Origin of the sequence: Bartonella doshiae NCTC 12862 = ATCC 700133, assembly GCF_000278155.1 — a bacterium.
Taxonomy (GTDB): Bacteria; Pseudomonadota; Alphaproteobacteria; order Rhizobiales; family Rhizobiaceae; genus Bartonella; species Bartonella doshiae.
Window position 1 is genome coordinate 58,669 of record NZ_JH725097.1, and the last position, 20,768, is coordinate 79,436.

The 20,768-nt window shown below is 40.2% G+C and carries 26 protein-coding genes; 17 read left to right on the forward strand and 9 right to left on the reverse strand.

What is annotated here, in order from left to right:
• Positions 1-44: 44 nt before the first annotated feature.
• The 5 genes from MCS_RS06955 (at position 45) to MCS_RS06980 (ending at position 5,921) form a co-directional block, all read left to right on the forward strand.
• Complete coding sequence (locus MCS_RS06955; protein ID WP_004856850.1) at positions 45-3,188, forward strand: DUF4815 domain-containing protein; 3,144 nt, start codon at positions 45-47, stop codon at positions 3,186-3,188.
• Between the two features lie 13 nt (positions 3,189-3,201).
• Positions 3,202-4,575, forward strand: coding sequence for a Bgr_08870 family protein (locus MCS_RS06960; protein ID WP_004856853.1), 1,374 nt, complete (start codon positions 3,202-3,204; stop codon positions 4,573-4,575).
• Between the two features lie 9 nt (positions 4,576-4,584).
• Positions 4,585-4,836, forward strand: a complete 252-nt coding sequence (locus MCS_RS06965) for a hypothetical protein (protein ID WP_004856856.1) — start codon at positions 4,585-4,587, stop codon at positions 4,834-4,836.
• 487 nt (positions 4,837-5,323) lie between these two features.
• Positions 5,324-5,602 (forward strand): type II toxin-antitoxin system RelE/ParE family toxin, encoded by a 279-nt coding sequence (locus tag MCS_RS06975; RefSeq protein WP_004856859.1) that lies wholly within the window; start codon positions 5,324-5,326, stop codon positions 5,600-5,602.
• A gap of 10 nt (positions 5,603-5,612) precedes the next feature.
• Positions 5,613-5,921, forward strand: coding sequence for a HigA family addiction module antitoxin (locus MCS_RS06980; protein ID WP_004856867.1), 309 nt, complete (start codon positions 5,613-5,615; stop codon positions 5,919-5,921).
• Between the two features lie 75 nt (positions 5,922-5,996).
• Here the strand turns inward: MCS_RS06980 and MCS_RS06985 are convergent, their stop codons facing one another.
• Together MCS_RS06985 and MCS_RS08755 are read right to left on the reverse strand one after the other, a co-directional pair.
• The gene (locus MCS_RS06985) at positions 5,997-6,248 is read right to left on the reverse strand and encodes a type II toxin-antitoxin system prevent-host-death family antitoxin (protein WP_004856871.1); all 252 of its coding nucleotides are present in this window, start codon (positions 6,246-6,248) and stop codon (positions 5,997-5,999) included.
• 115 nt (positions 6,249-6,363) lie between these two features.
• Positions 6,364-6,846 carry a Rha family transcriptional regulator gene (locus MCS_RS08755; protein WP_004856875.1) on the reverse strand — a complete coding sequence of 161 codons (483 nt, stop codon included), beginning with the start codon at positions 6,844-6,846 and terminating at the stop codon, positions 6,364-6,366.
• A gap of 353 nt (positions 6,847-7,199) precedes the next feature.
• Between MCS_RS08755 and MCS_RS06995 the strand changes: the two genes are divergently transcribed.
• From MCS_RS06995 to MCS_RS07025, 8 genes are read left to right on the forward strand one after another with little or no spacing between them, the layout of a single operon-like run.
• Positions 7,200-8,591: a phage tail sheath subtilisin-like domain-containing protein gene (locus tag MCS_RS06995; protein WP_004856878.1), complete on the forward strand. Its 1,392-nt coding sequence runs from the start codon at positions 7,200-7,202 to the stop codon at positions 8,589-8,591.
• Positions 8,591-9,097 (forward strand): phage major tail tube protein, encoded by a 507-nt coding sequence (locus tag MCS_RS07000; protein ID WP_004856881.1) that lies wholly within the window; start codon positions 8,591-8,593, stop codon positions 9,095-9,097. The genes MCS_RS06995 and MCS_RS07000 overlap by 1 nt, the downstream gene beginning before the upstream one ends.
• Positions 9,098-9,099: 2 nt before the next feature.
• Positions 9,100-9,387, forward strand: a complete 288-nt coding sequence (locus MCS_RS07005) for a phage tail assembly protein (RefSeq protein ID WP_004856886.1) — start codon at positions 9,100-9,102, stop codon at positions 9,385-9,387.
• 47 nt (positions 9,388-9,434) lie between these two features.
• Positions 9,435-9,497, forward strand: coding sequence for a GpE family phage tail protein (locus tag MCS_RS08760; RefSeq protein ID WP_244548654.1), 63 nt, complete (start codon positions 9,435-9,437; stop codon positions 9,495-9,497).
• Positions 9,494-11,671: a phage tail tape measure protein gene (locus tag MCS_RS07010; protein WP_004856889.1), complete on the forward strand. Its 2,178-nt coding sequence runs from the start codon at positions 9,494-9,496 to the stop codon at positions 11,669-11,671. Before MCS_RS08760 ends, MCS_RS07010 begins: the two co-directional genes overlap by 4 nt.
• A 5-nt stretch (positions 11,672-11,676) precedes the next feature.
• Positions 11,677-12,057 carry a phage tail protein gene (locus MCS_RS07015; protein WP_004856893.1) on the forward strand — a complete coding sequence of 127 codons (381 nt, stop codon included), beginning with the start codon at positions 11,677-11,679 and terminating at the stop codon, positions 12,055-12,057.
• A complete protein-coding gene (locus tag MCS_RS07020) occupies positions 12,054-12,278 on the forward strand; it encodes a tail protein X (RefSeq protein WP_024864228.1) in 225 nt (74 codons plus the stop codon). Before MCS_RS07015 ends, MCS_RS07020 begins: the two co-directional genes overlap by 4 nt.
• Positions 12,275-13,585 (forward strand): contractile injection system protein, VgrG/Pvc8 family, encoded by a 1,311-nt coding sequence (locus MCS_RS07025; protein WP_004856899.1) that lies wholly within the window; start codon positions 12,275-12,277, stop codon positions 13,583-13,585. Before MCS_RS07020 ends, MCS_RS07025 begins: the two co-directional genes overlap by 4 nt.
• 66 nt (positions 13,586-13,651) lie before the next feature.
• Here MCS_RS07025 and MCS_RS07030 read toward each other — a convergent pair whose 3' ends face one another.
• A complete protein-coding gene (locus MCS_RS07030; RefSeq protein ID WP_004856902.1) occupies positions 13,652-13,975 on the reverse strand; it encodes a type II toxin-antitoxin system PemK/MazF family toxin in 324 nt (107 codons plus the stop codon).
• Positions 13,975-14,199 carry an antitoxin MazE family protein gene (locus MCS_RS07035; protein WP_004856905.1) on the reverse strand — a complete coding sequence of 75 codons (225 nt, stop codon included), beginning with the start codon at positions 14,197-14,199 and terminating at the stop codon, positions 13,975-13,977. Before MCS_RS07035 ends, MCS_RS07030 begins: the two co-directional genes overlap by 1 nt.
• 143 nt (positions 14,200-14,342) lie before the next feature.
• Between MCS_RS07035 and MCS_RS07040 the strand changes: the two genes are divergently transcribed.
• Genes MCS_RS07040 through MCS_RS07050 form a run of 4 tightly spaced genes read left to right on the forward strand, consistent with a single transcriptional unit; the run spans position 14,343 to position 15,573 of the window.
• A complete protein-coding gene (locus MCS_RS07040; protein WP_004856908.1) occupies positions 14,343-15,005 on the forward strand; it encodes a lysozyme in 663 nt (220 codons plus the stop codon).
• Positions 15,002-15,229 carry a hypothetical protein gene (locus MCS_RS07045; protein WP_004856910.1) on the forward strand — a complete coding sequence of 76 codons (228 nt, stop codon included), beginning with the start codon at positions 15,002-15,004 and terminating at the stop codon, positions 15,227-15,229. The genes MCS_RS07040 and MCS_RS07045 overlap by 4 nt, the downstream gene beginning before the upstream one ends.
• Positions 15,162-15,368 (forward strand): hypothetical protein, encoded by a 207-nt coding sequence (locus MCS_RS08765; RefSeq protein WP_081486274.1) that lies wholly within the window; start codon positions 15,162-15,164, stop codon positions 15,366-15,368. The genes MCS_RS07045 and MCS_RS08765 overlap by 68 nt, the downstream gene beginning before the upstream one ends.
• On the forward strand, positions 15,361-15,573 hold the full coding sequence (locus tag MCS_RS07050) for a hypothetical protein (protein ID WP_004856913.1): 213 nt from the start codon (positions 15,361-15,363) through the stop codon (positions 15,571-15,573). Before MCS_RS08765 ends, MCS_RS07050 begins: the two co-directional genes overlap by 8 nt.
• A 173-nt stretch (positions 15,574-15,746) precedes the next feature.
• On the opposite strand, the gene MCS_RS07055 is transcribed toward MCS_RS07050, so the two are convergent.
• The 5 genes from MCS_RS07055 to MCS_RS07075 all read right to left on the reverse strand — a co-directional run bounded on the left by MCS_RS07055 (position 15,747) and on the right by MCS_RS07075 (position 20,749).
• A complete protein-coding gene (locus MCS_RS07055; protein ID WP_004856915.1) occupies positions 15,747-16,898 on the reverse strand; it encodes a tyrosine-type recombinase/integrase in 1,152 nt (383 codons plus the stop codon).
• A gap of 1,154 nt (positions 16,899-18,052) precedes the next feature.
• Entirely contained in the window at positions 18,053-18,619 is a 567-nt protein-coding gene (locus tag MCS_RS07060) for a biotin transporter BioY (protein ID WP_004856917.1), read from the reverse strand.
• A 244-nt stretch (positions 18,620-18,863) separates the two neighbouring features.
• Entirely contained in the window at positions 18,864-19,418 is a 555-nt protein-coding gene (locus tag MCS_RS07065) for a biotin transporter BioY (RefSeq protein WP_004856919.1), read from the reverse strand.
• A gap of 15 nt (positions 19,419-19,433) precedes the next feature.
• Complete coding sequence (locus tag MCS_RS07070) at positions 19,434-20,072, reverse strand: energy-coupling factor transporter transmembrane component T family protein (RefSeq protein WP_004856921.1); 639 nt, start codon at positions 20,070-20,072, stop codon at positions 19,434-19,436.
• Entirely contained in the window at positions 20,069-20,749 is a 681-nt protein-coding gene (locus tag MCS_RS07075) for an energy-coupling factor ABC transporter ATP-binding protein (RefSeq protein WP_004856924.1), read from the reverse strand. The genes MCS_RS07070 and MCS_RS07075 overlap by 4 nt, the downstream gene beginning before the upstream one ends.
• Positions 20,750-20,768: the final 19 nt, after the last annotated feature.

Here is a 20,768-nt window from a genome sequence, read left to right on the forward strand (position 1 = left end):
TGCAGATGTTCGTGAACAATTCAAGATTTTATTGAGGTTTTAATATGAAGCATGAAAGTGGTTTGCCCTTTGCAATTGACAGATCTCGTGGCAAAGAGGAACAACAAAGCGTTGTCTTTTATGGCACGCGTCCTTTTATTCAAAGCGGTGAACTCAATGAGGTTCAAACCATCATAAGGGGACGCCATGACCGTTTGGGGCGCCTTGTTGCCAAAGAAGGAGACCGCGTTGAACGTGCTGATGCTTTTGTCAACAAAGACATGAGGACCGTCACTTTAACGGATGGCAAGATTTATATCGCAGGCGATATCTTTCCAGTCTCTGAAGCTGTACTCAACAATGTTTCCATGATCGGACGCTTGGAAATTGGTGTAAAGCTGCAAAAAAAATGGATAACACATGAAGATGATCCAGAGCTGTTGGGGCAAATACCCGGAACATTAGCAGAAGGAGAACCTGGTGCCGCACGCGAAACAGCAAAGCTTGTTTGGGCACTGAAAGAGGATGCTCAAGACGGCACTTTCTTTCCCGTTTATATTTTACAAGATGGTGTTCTGATTGATCAAAAATCCCCCTCATTGCTTGAACCGGCCATGCAAGCTATTGCTACTTATGACAGAGCCCATGGACATTATATCGTGAATGGCTGCCGTGTAAGCGCATTGGGAGCAAATGACGGTTGCCAAGTGTTTAGCATTCAAGAAGGAGAAGCCAATATTAATGGCTTTAAACGCAAACGCCTTGCGGCTTTGCGGCATGAAGAAGAGGAAGAGTTTGCGAAAGGTTTGGTACCAAGCGAAACACATATTTTTGCGCCTCAAAACGGCAAGACAAGCTTCACCTTTAAACCCTATTATTTTCCTATTGCTGATATTCAGTCTCTTTTGTTGACAAAAGAAAAAACCGTTAACGTCACCCGTGGTGCGGTTGCTGCTGGGCGTGATGGTGTTCCTGATAAAAGTATTACCTCTTTTATTAAAGTCGTTCAAGGAAGCAAGGAATTTAAAGAAGGTACAGATTTTAAAAAAACCGGAGACACCATTGATTGGGCTCCCATGGGAGATGAACCTGCTCCGGGGAGCACCTACAAAGTGACTTATCGTTACCGTTCAAAAATCACGGCTGATAAGGTAACAGCGCAGGAAATCACTGTCTCAGGTGGGGCGCAAGGTGGGGATATTATCGTCAGTTATACTTACAAATTGCCCCGCATTGACCGTATAGGTCTCAACACAGGGGGCAATGTGGTTTACATCAAAGGTATCTCGGCAGATCACCCCATGGCACCAAGTGTCCCTGATGATGTGTTGTCCCTTGCAACGATCACCAACAATTGGCTTGAAACGCCGGTTGTGGTCAATGATGGCACACGTGTTGCCCCCTATGATGAGATGTGGCGCTATTTTCAACGGGTACTTTCGCTTGACCGGTTGATGCAGTTAGAGCGCATTAAAAGCAATGTTGACTCTAAAGAACCTGTTGCCAAAAAAGGCATGTTCGCAGATCCTTTTCTTGATGACAGTTACAGAGATGAAGGCTTTCAACAAACGGGGGCGGTAGGAAACGGCATTTTGCAGCTTGCCATTGACCCAACATTCTATACTGCTCCTTTAAAAGCGCCTGTCACCCTTGATTGGACAAATGAAGTGATCATTGCGCAAGAGTTGACAACCGCTTGCGAAAAAATCAACCCCTATCAAAATTTTGCGACCTTGCCTGGTACAGTAACCCTTGAACCCGCGACAGACTTTTGGCATGAACAGCGCACCGATTGGCTCTCGAGTGTCACCAATCAACTGAATATGGGAACACACCGCGGTAGTAGTATCCGTAAGACAGAGGTGAATGATGAACTCATCAGTGAAACCCTAAAACAAATCAATTTTTTAAGGCAAATTGATCTTGGCTTTAAAATTGAAGGCTTTGGCAGTAGCGAAATCTTGGAAAGTCTTACCTTTGATGGTGTGAATGTTTTACCAAAAACAAAGCTTGTTGCAGATAGCAAAGGCACCCTTGAAGGCACTTTCACGATTCCACAAAACATTCCTGCTGGCACAAAGAATGTGATCGCACGAGGCAGAGGTGGAACAATTGCAACAGGGCTTTTTACAGGTCAAGGCGTGATTGATGTGAAAGTAATGCGGCGCACCACCACGGTGAAGATATGGACGAAAGTGGACCCACAAGCGCAAGTTTTTACCCCCGATGAAACACGGCAAATCACAGGTGTTGACTTTCATCTTTGTAAAATCGGTAATCAAAACCATGATCTGGTGATTGATTTGGTCACTACAGAAAATGGTTATCCGACCGCCGATATTCAAGCACAAAGCTTTTATTCTATGAAGGGCGCAAAGCTAGGTTGGGCACAGGCACGCTACGATGTTCCTTTGCTTGTCCCCGATGATCGTCTCACCGCCTTTGTCATTAAAACCGATGATGCTGATCATTCCGTCTCCTTGGCAAAGCTTGGAGATTTTGATGAGGAAAAGCAAAGATATGTCTCAAGCCATCCTTATGTAACCGGTCCCCGCTTTTCTTCAGTTAACGCGCAAAGCTGGACAGCCCATCAAGATGAGGCTTTAGCCTTTCGCGTGCTGGCGGCACGCTACACACAAACAGAAAAAACCATTGATCTTGGCACTTTTAATCTTGTTGATTGTTCTGATTTGCAAATACGTGCAGCCATTGAATTGCCTTCAAGTGAGTGTTCTGTTATCTTTGAAATTGAAAGAAACAACGGCACGGTTTATCAACTCCTTCCCTTTCAATTGCTAAGCCTTACTGAATATATCAGTGAAAAAGTTCAACTCCGGGCCATTCTCAAAGGCACGGAAAAGCTCTCACCCGTGTTATTTGCTCCTGTTCAATTGATTGCGGGGAAGATTCATAAAGAAGCAACCTATATCACCCGTGCTTTTGCCTTTGGTGAAAAGGCAAGGTTGACGAGCTATATCAAAACCTTTTTACCGGGCGGTGCAACGTTCTTACTAGAGATGCAACTGGATGAGGGTGCTTTTGTCCCTCTCACATTAGAAGAAACAGAGCAGTTATCCGAGCCTCTTTGGACAGAACGAAAATTCATTAGCAGCGACAAAACAGCCAAACAAGCGCGTTTGAAACTCACCCTTACCGGTGGACCTGCAGCACGATCTATGGTGTGTGATTTCGGTGCTGGCATATTATGAGGGGAAAACAGAGATGACCAAAACCAAAAAACTCGACATGGAATTGCCTAAAGAAGGGCGTTTTATCAGTTCTGAATTCCCAATCTTGCGGGAAAACTTGACGAAAATTGATCAAACCATTGCCGATGTTGAGGAACAGATAGAGGGCAAAGCCCCTTTACAGCACACACATAGCATAAGTGATGTTACGGATCTTGAAGCAGCCCTTAAGGCCAAGATGGCGGCCGATAAAACCTTCACCTTTGCTGATTTAAGCGATATCGAGGGTGCTAAGGATGCGGCAAGCAATTATGTTCTCTATAAAGCAAGCAACAACAGTTTCACCTTTGGCAGTGCTATCTCTCTGTTAGGTGCACACCAGCATAAGATTGATGACATTGTGGGTCTTGATGATTTTAGAGCCAAAATCAATGAAGATCTTACAAGCTATGGACGTTTAGCACAAGCCAATGAATGGCAGAATTACAATAAATTTACCAGCAAAGTTACCATGAGTAGCAACTTAGAGCTTTTGGGCAACGCTTCATTGAACCTCATTCATAATGGTGAAGTAGTGACAAATTTAAGTGCAACAGGAAGCATGCTTAAAGGTCCAGCAACTGTTGATGGTGAGGCACTTTACACAAAAGATGAGGCTACTACTGCTCTTCAAAAAATACGCAATGAGATTGCAAAACTGAAAGAAGTTACCGCGCGTAATCCCCTTGAAATCCTCATGACAGAAAGTGGCACCATTCCATTTCCTGATAGTGTTACTAGCTACACCGATATTGAAATATGGGCGTGGGGTGGTGGTGGAGGTGGAGGTTCTTTTCTTGGCGGTGGCGGCGGCGGAGGCGGTTGTGTACGTATTCAAATCAGAGGATATGAGCTGAGAAACTCAAGAAGTGCTCAAATTGGACGTGGCGGGAAAGGCGGCAATAACGAGAGAGGAGGCGAAGGCGGTCAAACAATAATTCAAGGACTTCTTACCGCAGGCGGCGGCGGAGGTGGTGGATGCTATGGATATGGAACTTCCGGCAGTGCAGGAAGTGTCAACAGCAGTGGTCAAGGTGGTAGCGGTGGCAACTACTACACTAATAACTACAGTGTTAATGGTAGCAGCTCTACTTTCGGTGGCGGGAGTGGTGGTAGCTATGCATACTATAGAAGTAACAATGGTGTTTATAAAGCAAACATTGGACATGGTGGAAGCTCTATTTATGGTGGTGCTGGTGGTGCTTGCTGTGATGGCATCGCAAAAGGGGGTTACAGTGGAAAAGGCGGCAATGGTGGTGATGGAAATGGTTCTACCGGCGGCGGTGGCGGTGGCTACTTTCCAGGAAAATCTGGTAGAGATGGCGGCAATGGCGGCGATGGAGCAATCTTATTTAGATTTTTTATATAGGAGGTATTTATGGAATATGCAGTTGTTGAAAATGGTGTGGTAACCAATATTATTGTAGCCTCAGAAGATTATGTTCACGCCTTTGATGGTGAAGCCATTCCTTCAAGTGAAGCACAAATCAGCTGGACTTATAAGGATGGAGTGTTCTCTCCTCCTATTGTTGATGAAAACACAAAACAGCTCTCATCTACTGAAATGAAAGAAACAGATATACCTGTAGAGCCTGTAAAAGAACCACAAGAGAAAAATAATCAAGTCTAGGTTACAAGCTATTTAAAAACTAATGGCATGGGTCAACGGAGCAGTTGTTGTATAAGCGTTTAAAGGCTTGTATGATTTTCTTTAAGTCCTTTTTAAAACTCTTTAAAAGCCCTTTAAAGGGACTTTTTGACTGACAGTGTCAGTCTTATGAGAGTGTGCGCTTGTTGTTATAGTCTCTTCATTGATTTGGAGAGCAAAATGACAATAGAATTTAAACTTCGTATTCACTTTATTAAGAATGGCAAGGGATCTAAGTTTTTAGCAATATTTGATCAGGCAGCCGTTGATATGATCGTAAAATCCTTGATGTTGACGTGCAAATTTATCCCCTCCATGCACCTATTCTTCTCTTTACGCATGAGGTGGAGAAAAGAAAAACAAGTCTAGACGATAAGGGTTTCTAATGGGATGTTACTGTTTTTCCATTTTAGCACTTATAATGTAAGCTATTTGTTGACATTATAAGTATTTTACGCTATATAAAAGAATGATTAAAACGTTTAAAAGCAAAATATTGGCAGAATTATTCAAAACGGGAAATTCATCCAAGATTGATAAGAAACTTATAAAACGTATCATGGTTCGTCTTGATCGTTTAGATTTTTCTGAAAGACCAGAAGATATGAATCTTCCAGGATTCAACTTTCATTCTTTGATTGGATATTCACCCACTCGTTACACCGTCCACGTTAACGGACCATGGTGTATTACCTTTGAATTTGACTCATGTAATGCTTACCGTGTTGATCTTGAACAATATCACTAAGGATACAGTTATGAATGACATTCCTGCACAAAGAGATAAAAACCGTTGTCCTACTCATCCAGGAGAAGTTTTAGCAGAAATTATTCCTGAAACAGGCAAAACAAAATCAGAAATTGCGCAGATGCTTGGTATATCACGCCAACATCTCTACGATATTCTGAACGCAAAAAAGCCTGTTTCTCCTGCTGTTTCGGCTTGTCTTGGCAAAATGTTTGGTGATGGAGCTGCTATATGGTTACGCATGCAAGCTAATTATGACGCTTGGCATGCGGAACGTGAAACAAATGTTAGCAAAGTTCCAACACTTCACGCTGTTTGATTTCTTCCTCACTCTGAAGAGACGATGTTTTATGGAATACTGGATAAATAATAATATTGAACAACATCCCCTGCTTTAAACATGTTCGTCGCCATTTAAAATGTCATCTAAACCACGATCTAAATCGTCTAATATATTTTGCGATGCATCTGCATAAACAAAAGATTGTACACGAGAACGCGCTTTTATTAATTCATGATATAAATCAACAGGAAGCATAATGATTTTCTCACGACCTCGCTTTGTTAAAGCTACAGGTTTAGACATAGCCTCATCTAAAATATCGCCTGTCCCGCGGTTTACATCTGTAAAACTATATTTTTTCATATGCACACCCTATCTTTAATGAATAATACGTATAATGTGTATTATGTAAAGATATTTTACGGCATTAACCACCTCCCCGCCTAAAAGACGAGGAGATAAAATCATGTTTTTAAAGTTAAGCAGCTTTTACGATAGGGCTTGCTAGAACGCGCTTAGCTTCTTTTGTAACTGATTTGTAATGATCAAGCTCTTTTTCGATTTCATCTATTTTCAAAAGACGACCAAAGATGATACCCATGATTTTAGGATAATTTGTCAAAACATATTGGCGAAGATAGTTAAAATCATCAAAGTCATGTCCTAGCTGTAAAGCTGATTGCCCCTCAAGCTCTATCCAACGGTCAATGATCTTAGAACGCAATACTGTACTGTATCCGGAAACTAAGATAAGGCACTCGCGTTTAGGGAGGTTATAGCAGACTAATTTACGTCCTGTAGAATCCTTATAATTTCCCTGAAATTTACTCACCTCAATTTTGAGGTCAGTACATATTTGCCGAATATCTCTTACAATATTGTCATGCCTTTTATCGCACAACTTTGCAATTTCACGGCTAGACATTGTTAATGTAGTTTGAGTGTTTACTAAATTGTTCATGATGAACTCCTTGTTGATTAATGTTTTTCATTGACACTTTTTAAAAATGCCGGGTGCTGAAAAACACGGCAACAAGCCCGTCGTTATGCCTTCCCCAAAAGGGTATTGTATAACATAACCACACCCGACGACATTATTATACGCTACGCGCATATAATGAGTCAAAGTCTTTAGTCTGCGGAAGATTAGTTATTTCGGCAACCAATCCGCTTGTTGTTTTAAGGTGTTTTTCAAGCACCTTTGTATGAATCTAACGGTTTTAAAGTTTTTGTCAAGTCGCTCGTCAGAGCGGCTTTTACCCCTCATTTTTCACATTCATTTTCCTTCACCACTTATTTAAAGGAGCATAAAGTATGGCAACAGGTTTTTTACACGGTGTTGAAGTTGTCGAGGTTGACGACGGCACCCGTCCCCTTCGCGCGGTACAATCGGCAGTTATCGGGATTGTTGGCACGGCACCCGATGCCGATGACCAAGCATTTCCCCTTAACACACCCGTTTTGGTAACGGGTTCTCTTTCACAAGCCGCTAAACTGGATAAAACAGGTAAGCGTCAAGGCACCTTACCTAATGCCCTTGATCTCATTTTTAAGCAAGTGGGTGCTATTGTTGTTGTCGTGCGTGTGAACGAGGGTGACAATGAAAATGCAACTCTCACCAATATTCTGGGCGGTGTGAACGCAAATGGCGCTTATGAAGGCGTCCATGCTTTGATTGGAGCACAATCCATTGTGGGACAAACACCACGCATTCTCATCGCTCCAGGCTTTACACACAAACGCCCTATAAGTCTTAGCAAGATTGATGTGATAAACCAAGGAAGTGGTTACACTCAAGCAACTGTTAAAATTGCCGGCGGTGCAGAAGCAGAAGCAATCCTGAAAGATGGAAAAGTAACGTCACTTGTCATTAAGGATAATGGCTTTGATTATCAAACCGCCCCAAATGTGACGATTGAAGGGGATGGCACTGGAGCGACAGCCAAAGCCGAAATCAGTACAACCTCTAATCCTGTAGCAGCAGAACTCATTGGCATTGCAGAGCGTCTGCGTGCTATTGTGGTGCTTGATGCACCAAACACAACAGATGAAGCAGCCCTTAGCGCAGCAAAGGATTTTGATTCAAAGCGCGCCATTCTTATTGATCCTTTTGTAAAAGTTAATCGTGATGGAAAAATTGTAGAACAGCCAGCAAGTGCAGCGGTTGCAGGTGTCATTGCCAAAACTGATTTTACACACGGTTTTTGGCATTCCCCTTCAAACAAAGTGATCAATGGCATTGTTGGTATTGCGCGCCCCATTGATTTTTCCATTGGGGATAGATCAAGCCGCGCCAACCTTCTTAACGAACAAAACATCACAACCATTATTCGTGAAAATGGTTATCGCCTCTGGGGTAATCGCACCCTTTCAAGTGATACAAAATTTTCTTTCTTATCGGTGGTGAGAACCGCAGATATGATCAATGATGCCATTTTGCGCGGGCATCTATGGGCTGTCGACCGCAATATCAAAAAAACCTACATGCATGACGTAAGTGAAAGCGTCAATGCCTATTTGCGTGATTTAAAAGCACAAGGCGCCATTCTTGGTGGGCGTTGTACGCCTGATCTAGAGTTGAATACAGCAAGCGCTATTGAAGACGGCAGAGTCTATTTCAATGTCGAATTCACACCAACAACACCAGCAGAACACATCACATTCCGTTCACGCATTGTGAATGATTATTTAGAGGAGATTTTTTAATGGCTATCCCCGTTTTACCAAGAGTTTTGAAATATTTTAACATTTTTGTCGACGGCATTCCCTATCAAGCAAAATGTGAAAGCGTAACATTACCGAATTTGAATTTGGTTGTTGAAAGTTATCGCGGCGGAGGCATGGACTCCTCCATTGAAGTTGACCTTGGTCTTGAAACTCTCATTCTCACCATGACCATTTCTGATTGCTCTCCAGAGTTGATGACACTGTTGGGGCGCACTGATGTCGACATTTCATTACGAAGTTCAATGCAAGCGCAAGGCACACCCGCAGAAGGTGTTGTCATTACCATGAGAGGACTATGCAAAGGCTTTGAAATGGCAGAATGGCAACCGGGGAGCAAAGCAACATCCACGGCTACATTCACATTACAGTATTTCAAATATGTCCAGAAGGACGTTGAAATTGTTGAGATAGACGTCCCCAACCTCATCAGAAAATTCAATGGCGTCAATCAATTAGCAGATCATAGAGAAAACTTAGGATTATAAAAATGACAGTACAAACAAGCATTACACATAAATTACTTGTACCGGTTACCTTTGAAGGAAAAGAGCACACCACAATTACCTTACAGCGCCCCAAAACAAAAGATGTGCAAGCAATCGACAAAAAAGAAGGCATAGAGCAAACAATTGCTATGGTTGCACGCCTTTCTGGATGGGCACATGAAGCGGTTGGAGAACTCGATATTAATGACTTGTCGAACATTGGAGAGATTTTGGAGTCTTTTATCAAGCGGCGGGACACCTCGACTGGGAAACCGCCGCTAAACTCATAGCCGATATCGCCATTGTGTTCCATTGGTCACTTTCAGACATGATGGAAATGGAACTGCAAGAACTAATATTCTGGCGAAAACAAGCAGCAGAAAGGTATAAGACAAAATGACTGAAAAAGTTGCCGATGCAAAGGTTAAGTTGTCCCTTGAAGACAAACTCACCGCACCTCTTAAACATCTTCAAAAAAAATTCGATACATTGTCAAAAACACTCTCACATAGATTGAGTATTCCGCGCTTTTCTGCTGCTGTAAAAAACATGACAACGAGCCTTCATGGCGTTCAAAGTGCTCTTGGTACAGCTGCAAACCGTGCTTCAGTCTTTACTGGTGCTTTAGGGCTTGCAGGTGGTGGTCTTGTGGCAAGTGTGACCGCCGTTACCATGAAAACCATGCATCTGGGAGATAGTCTTCATCACGCATCACGACATTTGGGAATGAGTGTTGCATCGCTTCAATTATGGGGCGATGCAGCCGATAATTCAGGATATTCCGCTGAACTTTTTCAACAATCTCTAGCAACTTTAAATAGGCGTTCTGCACAAGCCTATGCTGGACAACAAAGAGGCATTATGGGGTTTGAGGCGCTTGGTATTTCTGTCAAAAACGCCTCGGGAAAACTCAAATCAAATTCTACCTTGTTGGAAGAAATTACCGACAAGATGAGTAAAATGAAAAATCAAGCACAAAGACAGCATATTGCTTCTCTGCTTTTTGGTGGTGATGGCAAGGAAATGGCCGCCATGCTTGCACAAGGGATGGCGCCCATAAAAGAGCTCTTTGCAAAGGCTAGGAAAGGAAAATGGCTTATAGGTGCCGATGTCGCACAATATGCAGCAGATTTAAGTGATAAGCTTGGTGCCTTTAAGAAAAAAATAGGGGGTATCGCTAGTTTTATTGGTGCACGTTTCATGCCCGTTATCAATGATATGATTGACAGTTTTTCTCGCCTGATTGATGAAAACCGTGACCTCATCCAAACAACCGTTGCGAGCTGGGCTAAAACCTTAAGAAAAGCCTTTAATGATTTGCTTAATCCTACCTCTGATTTAAGAAAAGGTATCAGTGATCTCACAGAGAGGATTAAAGGCTGGTTTCGCTGGCTAGAGCCTTTGGTTGGTGAAATAACCCTCTTTAAGGTGGGGCTTGTAGCACTTGGCTCGTTCATTTTTGGTCCACTCATTGCCGCATTAGCCGCTGCTGGAGCAGCGTTTGTCACGCTTGGCTATGCAATCATGACCACACCTATCGGCTGGATACTTGGTGGTATTGCAGCAGTTATTGCACTGTGTAAATACTGGGATGAAATAGATTTCCGGTTGGTTGCATCATTAGCTGTAATTGGTGCAGCGTTTGTTAAGCTTGGTATCATCATGATGTCCTCTCCTATCACTTGGGTAATTGGTGGCATTGTTGCGCTTATTGCTGTTCTATATGTGCTTTACAAATATTGGGACAAAATAAAAAGCTTGTTGGTAGCATCATTAGCTGTAATTGGTACAGCATTCGCCGCGCTTCGCATAGTCATGATGTCTACTCCCATAGGCTGGATAATAGGCGGCATTACAGTGCTTATTGCTACTGGATATCTACTCTACAAAAACTGGAATACCGTAATAAGCTTCTTAGGAAAGCTATGGAATTCTTTTTACAGCTTATGTAGTAACATTTTCAATAACCTCTTTACGCTCTTTAAAAACTTTTCACCACTCTATTGGATGGCAAAAGGAATCAATGAACTCATTAAATGGTTGCTTGGCGTTGATTTAATGGAAGCTGGTGCCAATCTCATTGGTAGCTTATGGGACGGCATCAAAAGCCAATGGAATGCTCTATCTGATTGGTTCAGCAATCAGATTAATCAATTAACCAGCTGGATGCCTAATTGGATGAAAGAAAAGTTAGGCTTTAATATCTCAATCAATAAGACTTCAACGGAGACGATTAAAACCTTTACCAATGAAACCAATGCACGGGCAAAAAAAATGCTGGATACAGTAGTGGTTACAAATACCCCACCTGAAAAACGCAAGAGTAGTTTTAATACAGGCATAGTTGAAACAGGACAAATGCAAGCAACAAATGCAAAAGTGGCTACCTTTAAAGCTCCAAAGCCCATTACGGTTCACAAGCCTGTTGAAGTAGACGCCCGTGTAACCATTACAAATCTCAATATTTCAGTACCAAATGGTCTCAAGGACGAAATCAGAGACGCTGTCAATCAAGCACTTGAACGCTATGCAAAACAGCAACGTTTAGCCATAGCCTCTAGCCTTTCGGATTAAATACCATGATGTTAGCTTTGGGTGGTTTTATTTTTTCGATTGAAACAGCAGCTTACCAAACACTTGATATGTCTTATGGTGTTCCATGGGTGGAGCAAGGGCGATTGGGGAGAAAGGCTGCTCTTCAATTGCCTGCTGTTGCAAATGTGGAATTTTCTTTAGCAGGCGTGATTTATCCAGATTTCAAAGGCGGTCACAGACAGCTCGAATATTTGCGACAAATAGCGCATATGGGACCTCACATTCTTGTGACCGGTCAAGGCAAAATCTTAGGTAAGTTTGTCATTCTTTCTGTAGAGGAAAAGCAAAGCATTTTTCATCATAATGGCACCCCCAAAAAACAAGAATTTACAATAAAATTGAGAGAGTATGGTGAAGACCTATGAGTGATCTTTATATGACCAAAGATGGCGATATGGTGGATGCCATTTGCTGGAAATACTATGCCAAAGGTCAACAAGCACTTGCTGTTGAACACGTCTATGCAGCGAATTTGAGGCTTGCAGACTATGGACCCATTTTAAAAGCAGGTATCACGATACTCTTACCAACCCTCCCCTATCCGAAAGCCACACCAGTGATCAGAATTTGGGGTAGCAAATCATGAAACCTTTTTGCACGGTTCTGGCAAATGGAGAAGACATCACCAAAACGCTCATGGATTATGTTTTATCAATTGAAATTACCGATGAAGCAGAAAACAAAAGTGATCGTATCACTATAGAGCTTGATGACCGTGCGCGTGACAGTGATAACGGCTTTTTAGATATACCCCTCATCGGGACAGTTATTTCCATAACACTTGGCTATGAAGGTGGGAAAAACCGCGATATGGGAGCCTATCTTATTGATGAAATCTCTGTGAGCAGTCCACCGCAAAGCTTAAGTGTTACAGGGCGCGCCGCATCAATGAACACGTCTTACAGAACTCCAAAAAGCCAATCCTATCACCAACAAACCCTTGGCAGTATTGTTCAAGAGATAGCAGAGCGTAATGGCTATACGCCAAAGGTTGATCCTTCTCTTGCAAAAATCGTTGTGCGTCACATTGACCAAACAGCTGAAAGCGATATGGCTTTTGCTACACGCCTTGCAGAAGACTATGATGCGGTAGCGAAACCCGTTGATGGCAAGCTTGTTTTGGCTAAACGGGGGGAAGGCAAAGCCATCACTGGTGAAACACTCCCCGTTATTGTTATTCATGAGAAACATTGTACCTCTTGGGATTTTAAATACAGCGCACGGGATGAAGCAGGTGCAGCCAATGGCTTAGAAACGGATGTGGGAGACGACCAAAAAGCTGCAGCTGATGCACGAGAACCAGAAGAGATTGATGATGATGAAAACCTTATCCATATGGATGACAATGACAGAGCACTATCATCATCTGAATCAGAAAAAGCAGAAACAACACCTGAGAAAGAAGAGGAAGACAAAGAGAAAAAAGGCGGTGTTCTTGCAACCTATCATGATATCCGCAGTGGTGAAAAAAAAGAAGTTAAAGTTGGTAAACCACCGTTTCATGAACTCAAATACACTTATCACAATCAGGCAGAAGCTGTTGCGGCCATTGCCGCTTATCGCAATAAGTCATCACGCGGTAAATCTTCTTTCTCCTGTGATATTGGTGGTGATCCCTTTGTGCAAGCAGAAGCAAAGCTTGTTCAGGAGCCCCCTTTTCGCCCCTATATACCAGCAGAATGGCGCATCAAAAGCGTCAAGCACAAACTTGATAAAACAGGTGGTTACACCACAAAAATAGAGTGCGAACTTTTTGATGAAGCCCAAGAAGATGCGGCTGGAAACGTTGCAAACACAAAGCCAGACAAGGATGATACCCTTGATCCAAACGCCCCACAAGACGCATGTGACGAAGGTGAAGGCGTTATCCATATGGATGAAGAGGATACATGAGAATAAAGCTATCTTATCTAATGATGATAAAAAGCATATTCTTATCCGAAAAAAGAAATCCAATTTTTATTTTACTATTCCTAAAAATACAGCCAAACAACGTTCAATCTCTAGCATTTCCTTTGCTTGAAGAGAGCCAAAAATGGAACTCATTTTGTCACATCTTACCGTCATAATCTTATCAATCATTACTTGCGAAGGTTTTTGCAAACCATTTTTAGCGTTTGGCTGAATCGTAATGCGGAGTAATGGTGCATCAACAAGTGTACTTGTAATTGGTAAAACCGTCATGCTGGTATGTTTACTAAATTGATTAGCTTGAATGATCAATGCGGGTCTTGGTTTACCAAAATCACCTTGTATCGCTATTGTTACCAGAGAACCACGCATCAGTCTGTCCAATCATCAACATCCATTAAAGATTGGTCCATAAACAATTGTATAGATGTATCAGCTTTATCCATTTTTGCTACTAAGCGACATTGGCGACGACACTCTTCTGCAAAATTTGGCTGGCGTGTATCTGGAACCCAAATCTGCATTAAGCGCAAACCTGCTTTTCTTTGCGCATTGCGATGTTTTTGAACCCGTTCATTAACGTGCATTGTACCCATAATAAAATCTCCATTATGTTTCATGTAACGTATAACACAGAAAAAAGTTACATGAAACGAGATTTTTAATAAAAGGCAATAATTGCAATTTTTAATATTCACTCATCCCCACCTTGTGTGGGGCTTTTTTTATGGAGCAACATATGCGAAAAATATCATCAGAAGGACTAGCACTTATCAAACAATGGGAAGGTTTGCGTTTGAACGCCTATAAAGATGCCATTGGGGTGTGGACAATAGGTTATGGACATACAAACAGTGCTGGAAAGCCTTTTATTTACGAAGGCATGACAATCACTGAAAAGCAAGCAGAAGAAATTCTTTGCCAAGACTTAAGACAATTTGAAAATGCCGTTGAACGCGCTGTGACAGTTTCATTAACGGATGAACAATTCGCGGCGTTAGTGTCTTTTTGCTATAATGTAGGAACAGGAGCCTTTTGTAACTCGACACTGTTAAAAAAGCTCAATCAAGGTGAATATGAAGCTGTCCCTGCAGAGCTACAGAAATGGACCAAAGCAGGCGGTAAACGTCTTCAAGGTCTAGCACACCGGCGTGCAGCAGAAACAGGCTTATGGGCAAAAGGAGCTTATGTTTCTTCCAATTATCAAACAGTCGAAACGCAAGCACCAACGGGGGTTTTCAAAGCAGAAGCACTTGCACCGATTATTGGCTCTTTTTCTGGGCTTGGTGGTTTGTTAGCAGGAAACGGTCCGATTCAATGGGCCTTGGCCACCATTATGATTTTAGCCGCATGTGCTGGTATTTTCTTTGTTGCTAAACGCTTTCAGGAGCATCGCCTATGATCTTATGGATAAAAAAAAATCTAATGGTAACAGCTGCGGTTTTAGCCGCTTTTTTTATTGCATTAGCAAGAGCTTTTACTCTTGGTAAAAAGAGTGAACAACAAAAGCAAACAGAAAAAGCTTTAAAAGCAGCCACAACACGTCTGGAGGTGGAAAGTGAAGTTAATCAAAAAAGTGATGCTGATGTGCGTGCTGCTCTCTCTGATTGGTTGCGCGACAAATAAATATGTTTCTTCTTGTGTTGGTTGGTTGCCTATTTATTTAAAACAGCAAGATCTGAACACCATCAGTTCAAACTTAGCAAGAGAGATCTTAAAGCACAATAAACAAGGTGAACACGTGTGTGGGTGGAAACATGGCTAGAAAAAGAACAAAAGACGATACAGAACTTACAGAAGCAGAAAAAGAAATCCTTCAGGAAATCATCATGACCTATAAAAGTGTAAAAGTGATGTCGCGTTATACAAAATGGATTGTACTCATTATACTCTTATTGGCACTTGATTTTTCACGTATCATGGATGCGTTTGTAAGTATTTTTACACAAAAACCAAATATCCGACTCTAAACATACTCTGAGACGCGCGAAATTCTTTAGAAAATGAATTCTTAATTTTGCTCGTCTCATGGAGACTATCAATAATAGCTTTACACATTTAAAACTGTTATTTTCACAGAATTGGACATATCAAATTTCTCTTCAAAATAGCTAAAAACACTGCAGAGGTAATTGTAAAAATTCTATCCTGTTATAAATGAAGCCCACTGTTCCAAGAGAACATGTCGCTGTTCTAAAAAATCCGTTCGCATGTAGGCTTTCGTCACTGAACTCCCAACTGTATGTGCAAGAACAGTTTCAGCAATCTCAAATGGTGTTGATGTTGTCTCTGCTATCCAATCCCGTAAGCTTGAACGAAAACCATGGGGACGATAGGTTAAGCCGCAAAGTGTCATATATTTTGCCATGGTAGCATCAGAAATGGGGTTGCCTCTAAGACCAGAAAAGAGAAAACCATTCTTTTCAAAGGGGAGAGTTTTTTCAATAACTCTCAAAGCTTCATCACTTAGTGGCACACGAAAGTCTGAAACTTTCCCTACAATACCTTTCATGTTTTCTTTTGGTATCGTCCATATATTTTTGTCAATTTGTTCAAGGCGCAAATAGCGCAATGGATATGACCGTGCTCCTGTCAAAATCAATAACTTCAGTGCTAAATTTGAAAGGATCTTATCATCCAAGCTTTGATAAAATGCCGGAACCTCTTGCCATGGCATAGCAGGAATATTTGTTGATGTCGCACGTGGTTTTCCTAAAAGAGCGCGTGCCTTCATACAAGCCTGTAGATCAACATCTAAACCAAGAGCCGCAGCATATTTCAAGCAAATGTTAATACGATTAAGTGCTTTTCTTGCCGTATCTGCTTTTTCATGCCAAAGGGGTGCGAGAACATTGCGAATGATATTGGCTGTTAATTTTTCTATAGGTAATTTGCCTATGTGTGGAATCACGTGCAACTCTAGTGGAGAAAACCAGCGGCCGTTTTTACCTTCATTTTTCAACTCTGCTTTTTTGCTTTCAAAAGCCACTTTTGCAATTTCTTGAAAAATATTGCTTTGCTGTTTTAAAACGGTTTGTTCCCTAAAGACAATAGGATCATTGCCTTCTTTAAGAATATCACTATAATATCTTGCAAGCTCACGCGCTTCTTTTAAAGAGAGTTTCGTAACAGGACCAAGTCCCATTTCACGACGCTTATTGTGGTGCGTATAGCGAAAAAACCAAGAGCGTGTATTGTCTTTTCGAACATTTAACCATAGCCCTGCCCCATCACAATATTTTCCTTGTGGAGAGGACTTTACAAGTAATGCTGATAATCGATGAATCGCCCTCACTTAACGTCCCCTCTCGTCCACCTTTTCAAGCATTGCTCGTCCACCTTTTTTGGTCCACCTTTTAGACCACCTTTAATTTCTGATTTGAGATTTTTTCTTTAATACTTACTTTTTTTATTGAATCATAAAAAGCTATAGACATCAATACGCCCTTACACATCTTTATATACTTTGAATCTTGTTGCTAAGCCCCTGCTTGCCGCGTCTGGGCACCATTCTCTTTTTTATTAACTACAGACTATTGTTTTTATTGATTTTTTAAAGATGAGGGACGCCAGAATAAAAATGAGGGAATAGGATTTTTTAACGAGTTTTTCTAATGATTACGAATCAGGACTGCTTTCCGAGGTATTTTTCAGTTACACCAAGTGTCCTAGAAATACCTTCTTCTAAAAAATAGAACTCTTTAAAGATCTCTCTTATCTCTTCACAATTATTCGGGCTCAATACAAACTTTCCTTAGATACCTTTGAAAAAGCTTGTCATTTCTACAAAATCATTTTACACAAAACTCTGAAGCTATAATATTTTTAAAAAGATAAGGATAATCTAAATCAAATAAACTGTCTGGAGTATTTAAAAGTTTAGAATAATAACACCAAACAGCTTTTGCCTAATACCTCATCTTTACTAAAAGCTTTTCGGCACTAAATGCAACAGCCCCTTTTTTACCAAAATTAAGAGATTTGACTTACATCAATATGTAACATTTTTTGCCCAAAAGAGTGCAATACTGAAACAATAAAATCGTATTGCTCTTTCCGCCTTAGTCAAATTCAGAGAGTCAATTTGTGCAAATTCAAAAAGCAATTTTTGTAAAAAACAAACGACTCCTGTTGTTTTTCTATCAACCCATTAGAAAAGATTAATAATTCCACTGTTTAGATTACTTATACTAGTAAAATCATCATTTAATGCACGAGATATATAAATTATTAATACAAACAAGTTACGTACACGGCAATTTCTGTATGCAAACACCCTTTGTAAACTCTCGCCTTTGTAATAAAATTTAGGTTATTTTCTAAAGAAAATTGCATATTTTATGCCTCTGCTGTAGAAATTGAAATATAAAAGAATATCTATATGTTCTTTTATATTTTCCAATTATATAGAAACGTATTATCTTCATATGTACCACATAAAAACCTCTCTCAAAATAAGACTTTTCTTTTCTTTGACGTAATGAGAGGAACAGATTTTTTAATTGCAAGTGCAATAGAAGATGCAATAAATACTTTCACAAACCCACCAATCATAAAACCGGATGAAACTGTTAAAGCTTTTAATAAAGAGACTTTAGTAATATAAGCCATCCACGGTATACCAAAAGCATAGACAATTCCTATACCGCCCACAGTGTTTATTACAAATAATATTATAAAATTTAATCGCTGCCAAAACAACTCAACCATAAAACCAATAAAAAATGCAGCAAATGGGAAACTGATCAGATAACCACCCGTAACCCCTGTAAAAATACTAATTCCACCGCGACCACCAGGCAAAAGAGGTAACCCAATTGCAACAAGAACAAGAAAAAGAAGCGATGCTAAAGCTCCCCTTTTCGCCCCAAGTATAGATCCTGCTAACATAGGTCCCATAGACTGCGCTGTAATAGGTACACCCAGAAGAAAAGGAAGAAAAATAGGAGGAAAAAACCCCAAAACTGCATAAATAGCAGCAAATAGGGCAATATAAGTTAAATCTTTTGTATTCACTGAATTGTTCCTTTATCATGGGGGATCTTTGATTATCGTTATATACTTGATCAACAGTATCAGTATTATAAAAGCATGCTTCCAATATCTTAAAAAATTTCAATGCTGCTCTTATTATAGAAAGAATAATAGTGAAATAATATTATTAATATAAATAACACTCCATTATAATCCGCTATTTATAATATAAAATATTGATTTTTTTCAAATATATCGTATTATGAAAACGTATTTAAAATAAAAACTACCTTTTCTTTGATGTAATAAGAGGAACAGATTTTTTAATTGTAAGTGCAATAAAAGATACAATCAGCACTTTTACACAATCACCTATCAAAAAACCCGATGAAGCCATTAAAACCTTCAATAAAGAGATTTTAGTCATATATACCGTCCATGGAATGCCAAAAGCATAGACAATTCCTATACCACCCACAGTGTTTATTACAAATAATGTTATAAAATTTAATCGCTGCCAAAACAACTCAACCATAAAACCAATAAAAAATGCAGCAAATGGAAAACCTATCAGATAACCACTAGCAACTCCTGAAAAAACACTAATTCCACCGCGACCACCAGGCAAAAGAGGTAACCCAATTGCAACAAGAACAAGAAAAAGAAGCGATGCTAAAGCTCCTCTTTTCGCCCCAAGTATAGATCCTGCTAACATAGGTCCCATAGACTGCGCTGTAATAGGTACACCCAGAAGAAAAGGAAGAAAAATAGGAGGAAAAAATCCCAAAACTGCATAAATAGCAGCAAATAGGGCAATATAAGTTAAATCTTTTGTATTCATTAGATAATTCTTTCATTATGAGTTGCTTTTTTTATCATTAGATACTTGATCAACAGCATCAGCATTATAAGAACGCGCCTCCAATGCTTCAGCAACTTCTGAAGCCATTCTTATGGTCCGTATAATTAAAGGTATTGCAAGAGCTGCAATGTTGCTATTAAGTCCGCGTGCTCGCTGTGCTTCACGCACTTCATTAAACTTTTCACTCAAAAGAGGAATAAACCTAATTGCCATAGAGATAACCATACTTACTTTTGATGGATTTATACCAAAGCAACGAAAAGGTTGAAGCCCTGTTTGAATCGAGTCAACCATATCTGAAACTTTTGTCGTTAATGAAATAAGCGATGATAAAGAAAAAAGGATAATAAGGCGTAATACGACTTCAACACCCTCAAGCCAATTAACAAAAATAACTTGAAACACAAATATAATGACTAAAAAGAAAGCTATTGATTTAAACTGCGTTATCACAGTGCTAAAGGGAATTTTGGCAACTTTATACAATAAAGCTGCTAACAATAAAAAAAATACTAGAAACGGCACAGATGAAACCATTAATAGAGTAGTTCCACATACCGCAAGAAATAATAATTTAATGCCTGGTTTTAGCTTATGAATAAACGTGTCCCTCGGAAAATATAAACCAATCATGACATTTTTCTCATATATTCCTTGATAGCAACCAAAGGGACATCATCAATTGCTATCTCCCCCTTATCAAAAACCAATATTCTATCAAAGTTTTTCAAAAATTCCAAATCATGCGATACAACAATCGCTGTTTGCGGTAATTCATCTATAACTTGTGTAACACGGCGTTTATTCCGTAAATCAAGCAATGTCGTTGGTTCATCAAAAATAATATAATCTGGTTTCATTGCTACAACACTAGAAATAGCAATTAATTGCTTTTGACCACCACTTAATAAATGGACCGCATGATTTCTAAAACTATGAAGATCATAACGCTGTAAAATTTCATCTACACGTTTCTTGATTTCATCTTTGCTTAGTTTTAAATTTTTGAGACCAAAAGACAAATCCTCTTCCACCAATGGCAATACAATTTGGTTGTCAGGATTTTGAAAAACAAAGCCTACTTTACGCTTTACGGCCTTTGCATCGCGTTTTGTATCAAGGCCATCAACACTCACAAAGCCATTTGTTGGAAGTTGCAATCCATTAATAAGACGAACAAATGTACTTTTTCCAGAACCATTTGCACCAATAATTGCAATTCGTCTTTCAGTAAGCTGTACAGTAATATTTTTTAATACGCATAAATCACCAAAGACTTGTGTTACGTTTTCAAATTCTATTATACTCAAGGTTTATTCCAATCAATTC

Bases quoted from the DNA above. Each gene is read 5' to 3' on its own strand.
- MCS_RS06955 (WP_004856850.1), top strand. From the start codon at position 45: ATGAAGCATGAAAGTGGTTTGCCCTTTGCAATTGACAGATCTCGTGGC.
- MCS_RS06960 (WP_004856853.1), top strand. From the start codon at position 3,202: ATGACCAAAACCAAAAAACTCGACATGGAATTGCCTAAAGAAGGGCGT.
- MCS_RS06965 (WP_004856856.1), top strand. From the start codon at position 4,585: ATGGAATATGCAGTTGTTGAAAATGGTGTGGTAACCAATATTATTGTA.
- MCS_RS06975 (WP_004856859.1), top strand. From the start codon at position 5,324: ATGATTAAAACGTTTAAAAGCAAAATATTGGCAGAATTATTCAAAACG.
- MCS_RS06980 (WP_004856867.1), top strand. From the start codon at position 5,613: ATGAATGACATTCCTGCACAAAGAGATAAAAACCGTTGTCCTACTCAT.
- MCS_RS06985 (WP_004856871.1), bottom strand. From the start codon at position 6,248: ATGAAAAAATATAGTTTTACAGATGTAAACCGCGGGACAGGCGATATT.
- MCS_RS08755 (WP_004856875.1), bottom strand. From the start codon at position 6,846: ATGAACAATTTAGTAAACACTCAAACTACATTAACAATGTCTAGCCGT.
- MCS_RS06995 (WP_004856878.1), top strand. From the start codon at position 7,200: ATGGCAACAGGTTTTTTACACGGTGTTGAAGTTGTCGAGGTTGACGAC.
- MCS_RS07000 (WP_004856881.1), top strand. From the start codon at position 8,591: ATGGCTATCCCCGTTTTACCAAGAGTTTTGAAATATTTTAACATTTTT.
- MCS_RS07005 (WP_004856886.1), top strand. From the start codon at position 9,100: ATGACAGTACAAACAAGCATTACACATAAATTACTTGTACCGGTTACC.
- MCS_RS07010 (WP_004856889.1), top strand. From the start codon at position 9,494: ATGACTGAAAAAGTTGCCGATGCAAAGGTTAAGTTGTCCCTTGAAGAC.
- MCS_RS07015 (WP_004856893.1), top strand. From the start codon at position 11,677: ATGATGTTAGCTTTGGGTGGTTTTATTTTTTCGATTGAAACAGCAGCT.
- MCS_RS07020 (WP_024864228.1), top strand. From the start codon at position 12,054: ATGAGTGATCTTTATATGACCAAAGATGGCGATATGGTGGATGCCATT.
- MCS_RS07025 (WP_004856899.1), top strand. From the start codon at position 12,275: ATGAAACCTTTTTGCACGGTTCTGGCAAATGGAGAAGACATCACCAAA.
- MCS_RS07030 (WP_004856902.1), bottom strand. From the start codon at position 13,975: ATGCGTGGTTCTCTGGTAACAATAGCGATACAAGGTGATTTTGGTAAA.
- MCS_RS07035 (WP_004856905.1), bottom strand. From the start codon at position 14,199: ATGGGTACAATGCACGTTAATGAACGGGTTCAAAAACATCGCAATGCG.
- MCS_RS07040 (WP_004856908.1), top strand. From the start codon at position 14,343: ATGCGAAAAATATCATCAGAAGGACTAGCACTTATCAAACAATGGGAA.
- MCS_RS07045 (WP_004856910.1), top strand. From the start codon at position 15,002: ATGATCTTATGGATAAAAAAAAATCTAATGGTAACAGCTGCGGTTTTA.
- MCS_RS07050 (WP_004856913.1), top strand. From the start codon at position 15,361: ATGGCTAGAAAAAGAACAAAAGACGATACAGAACTTACAGAAGCAGAA.
- MCS_RS07065 (WP_004856919.1), bottom strand. From the start codon at position 19,418: ATGAATACAAAAGATTTAACTTATATTGCCCTATTTGCTGCTATTTAT.
- MCS_RS07070 (WP_004856921.1), bottom strand. From the start codon at position 20,072: ATGATTGGTTTATATTTTCCGAGGGACACGTTTATTCATAAGCTAAAA.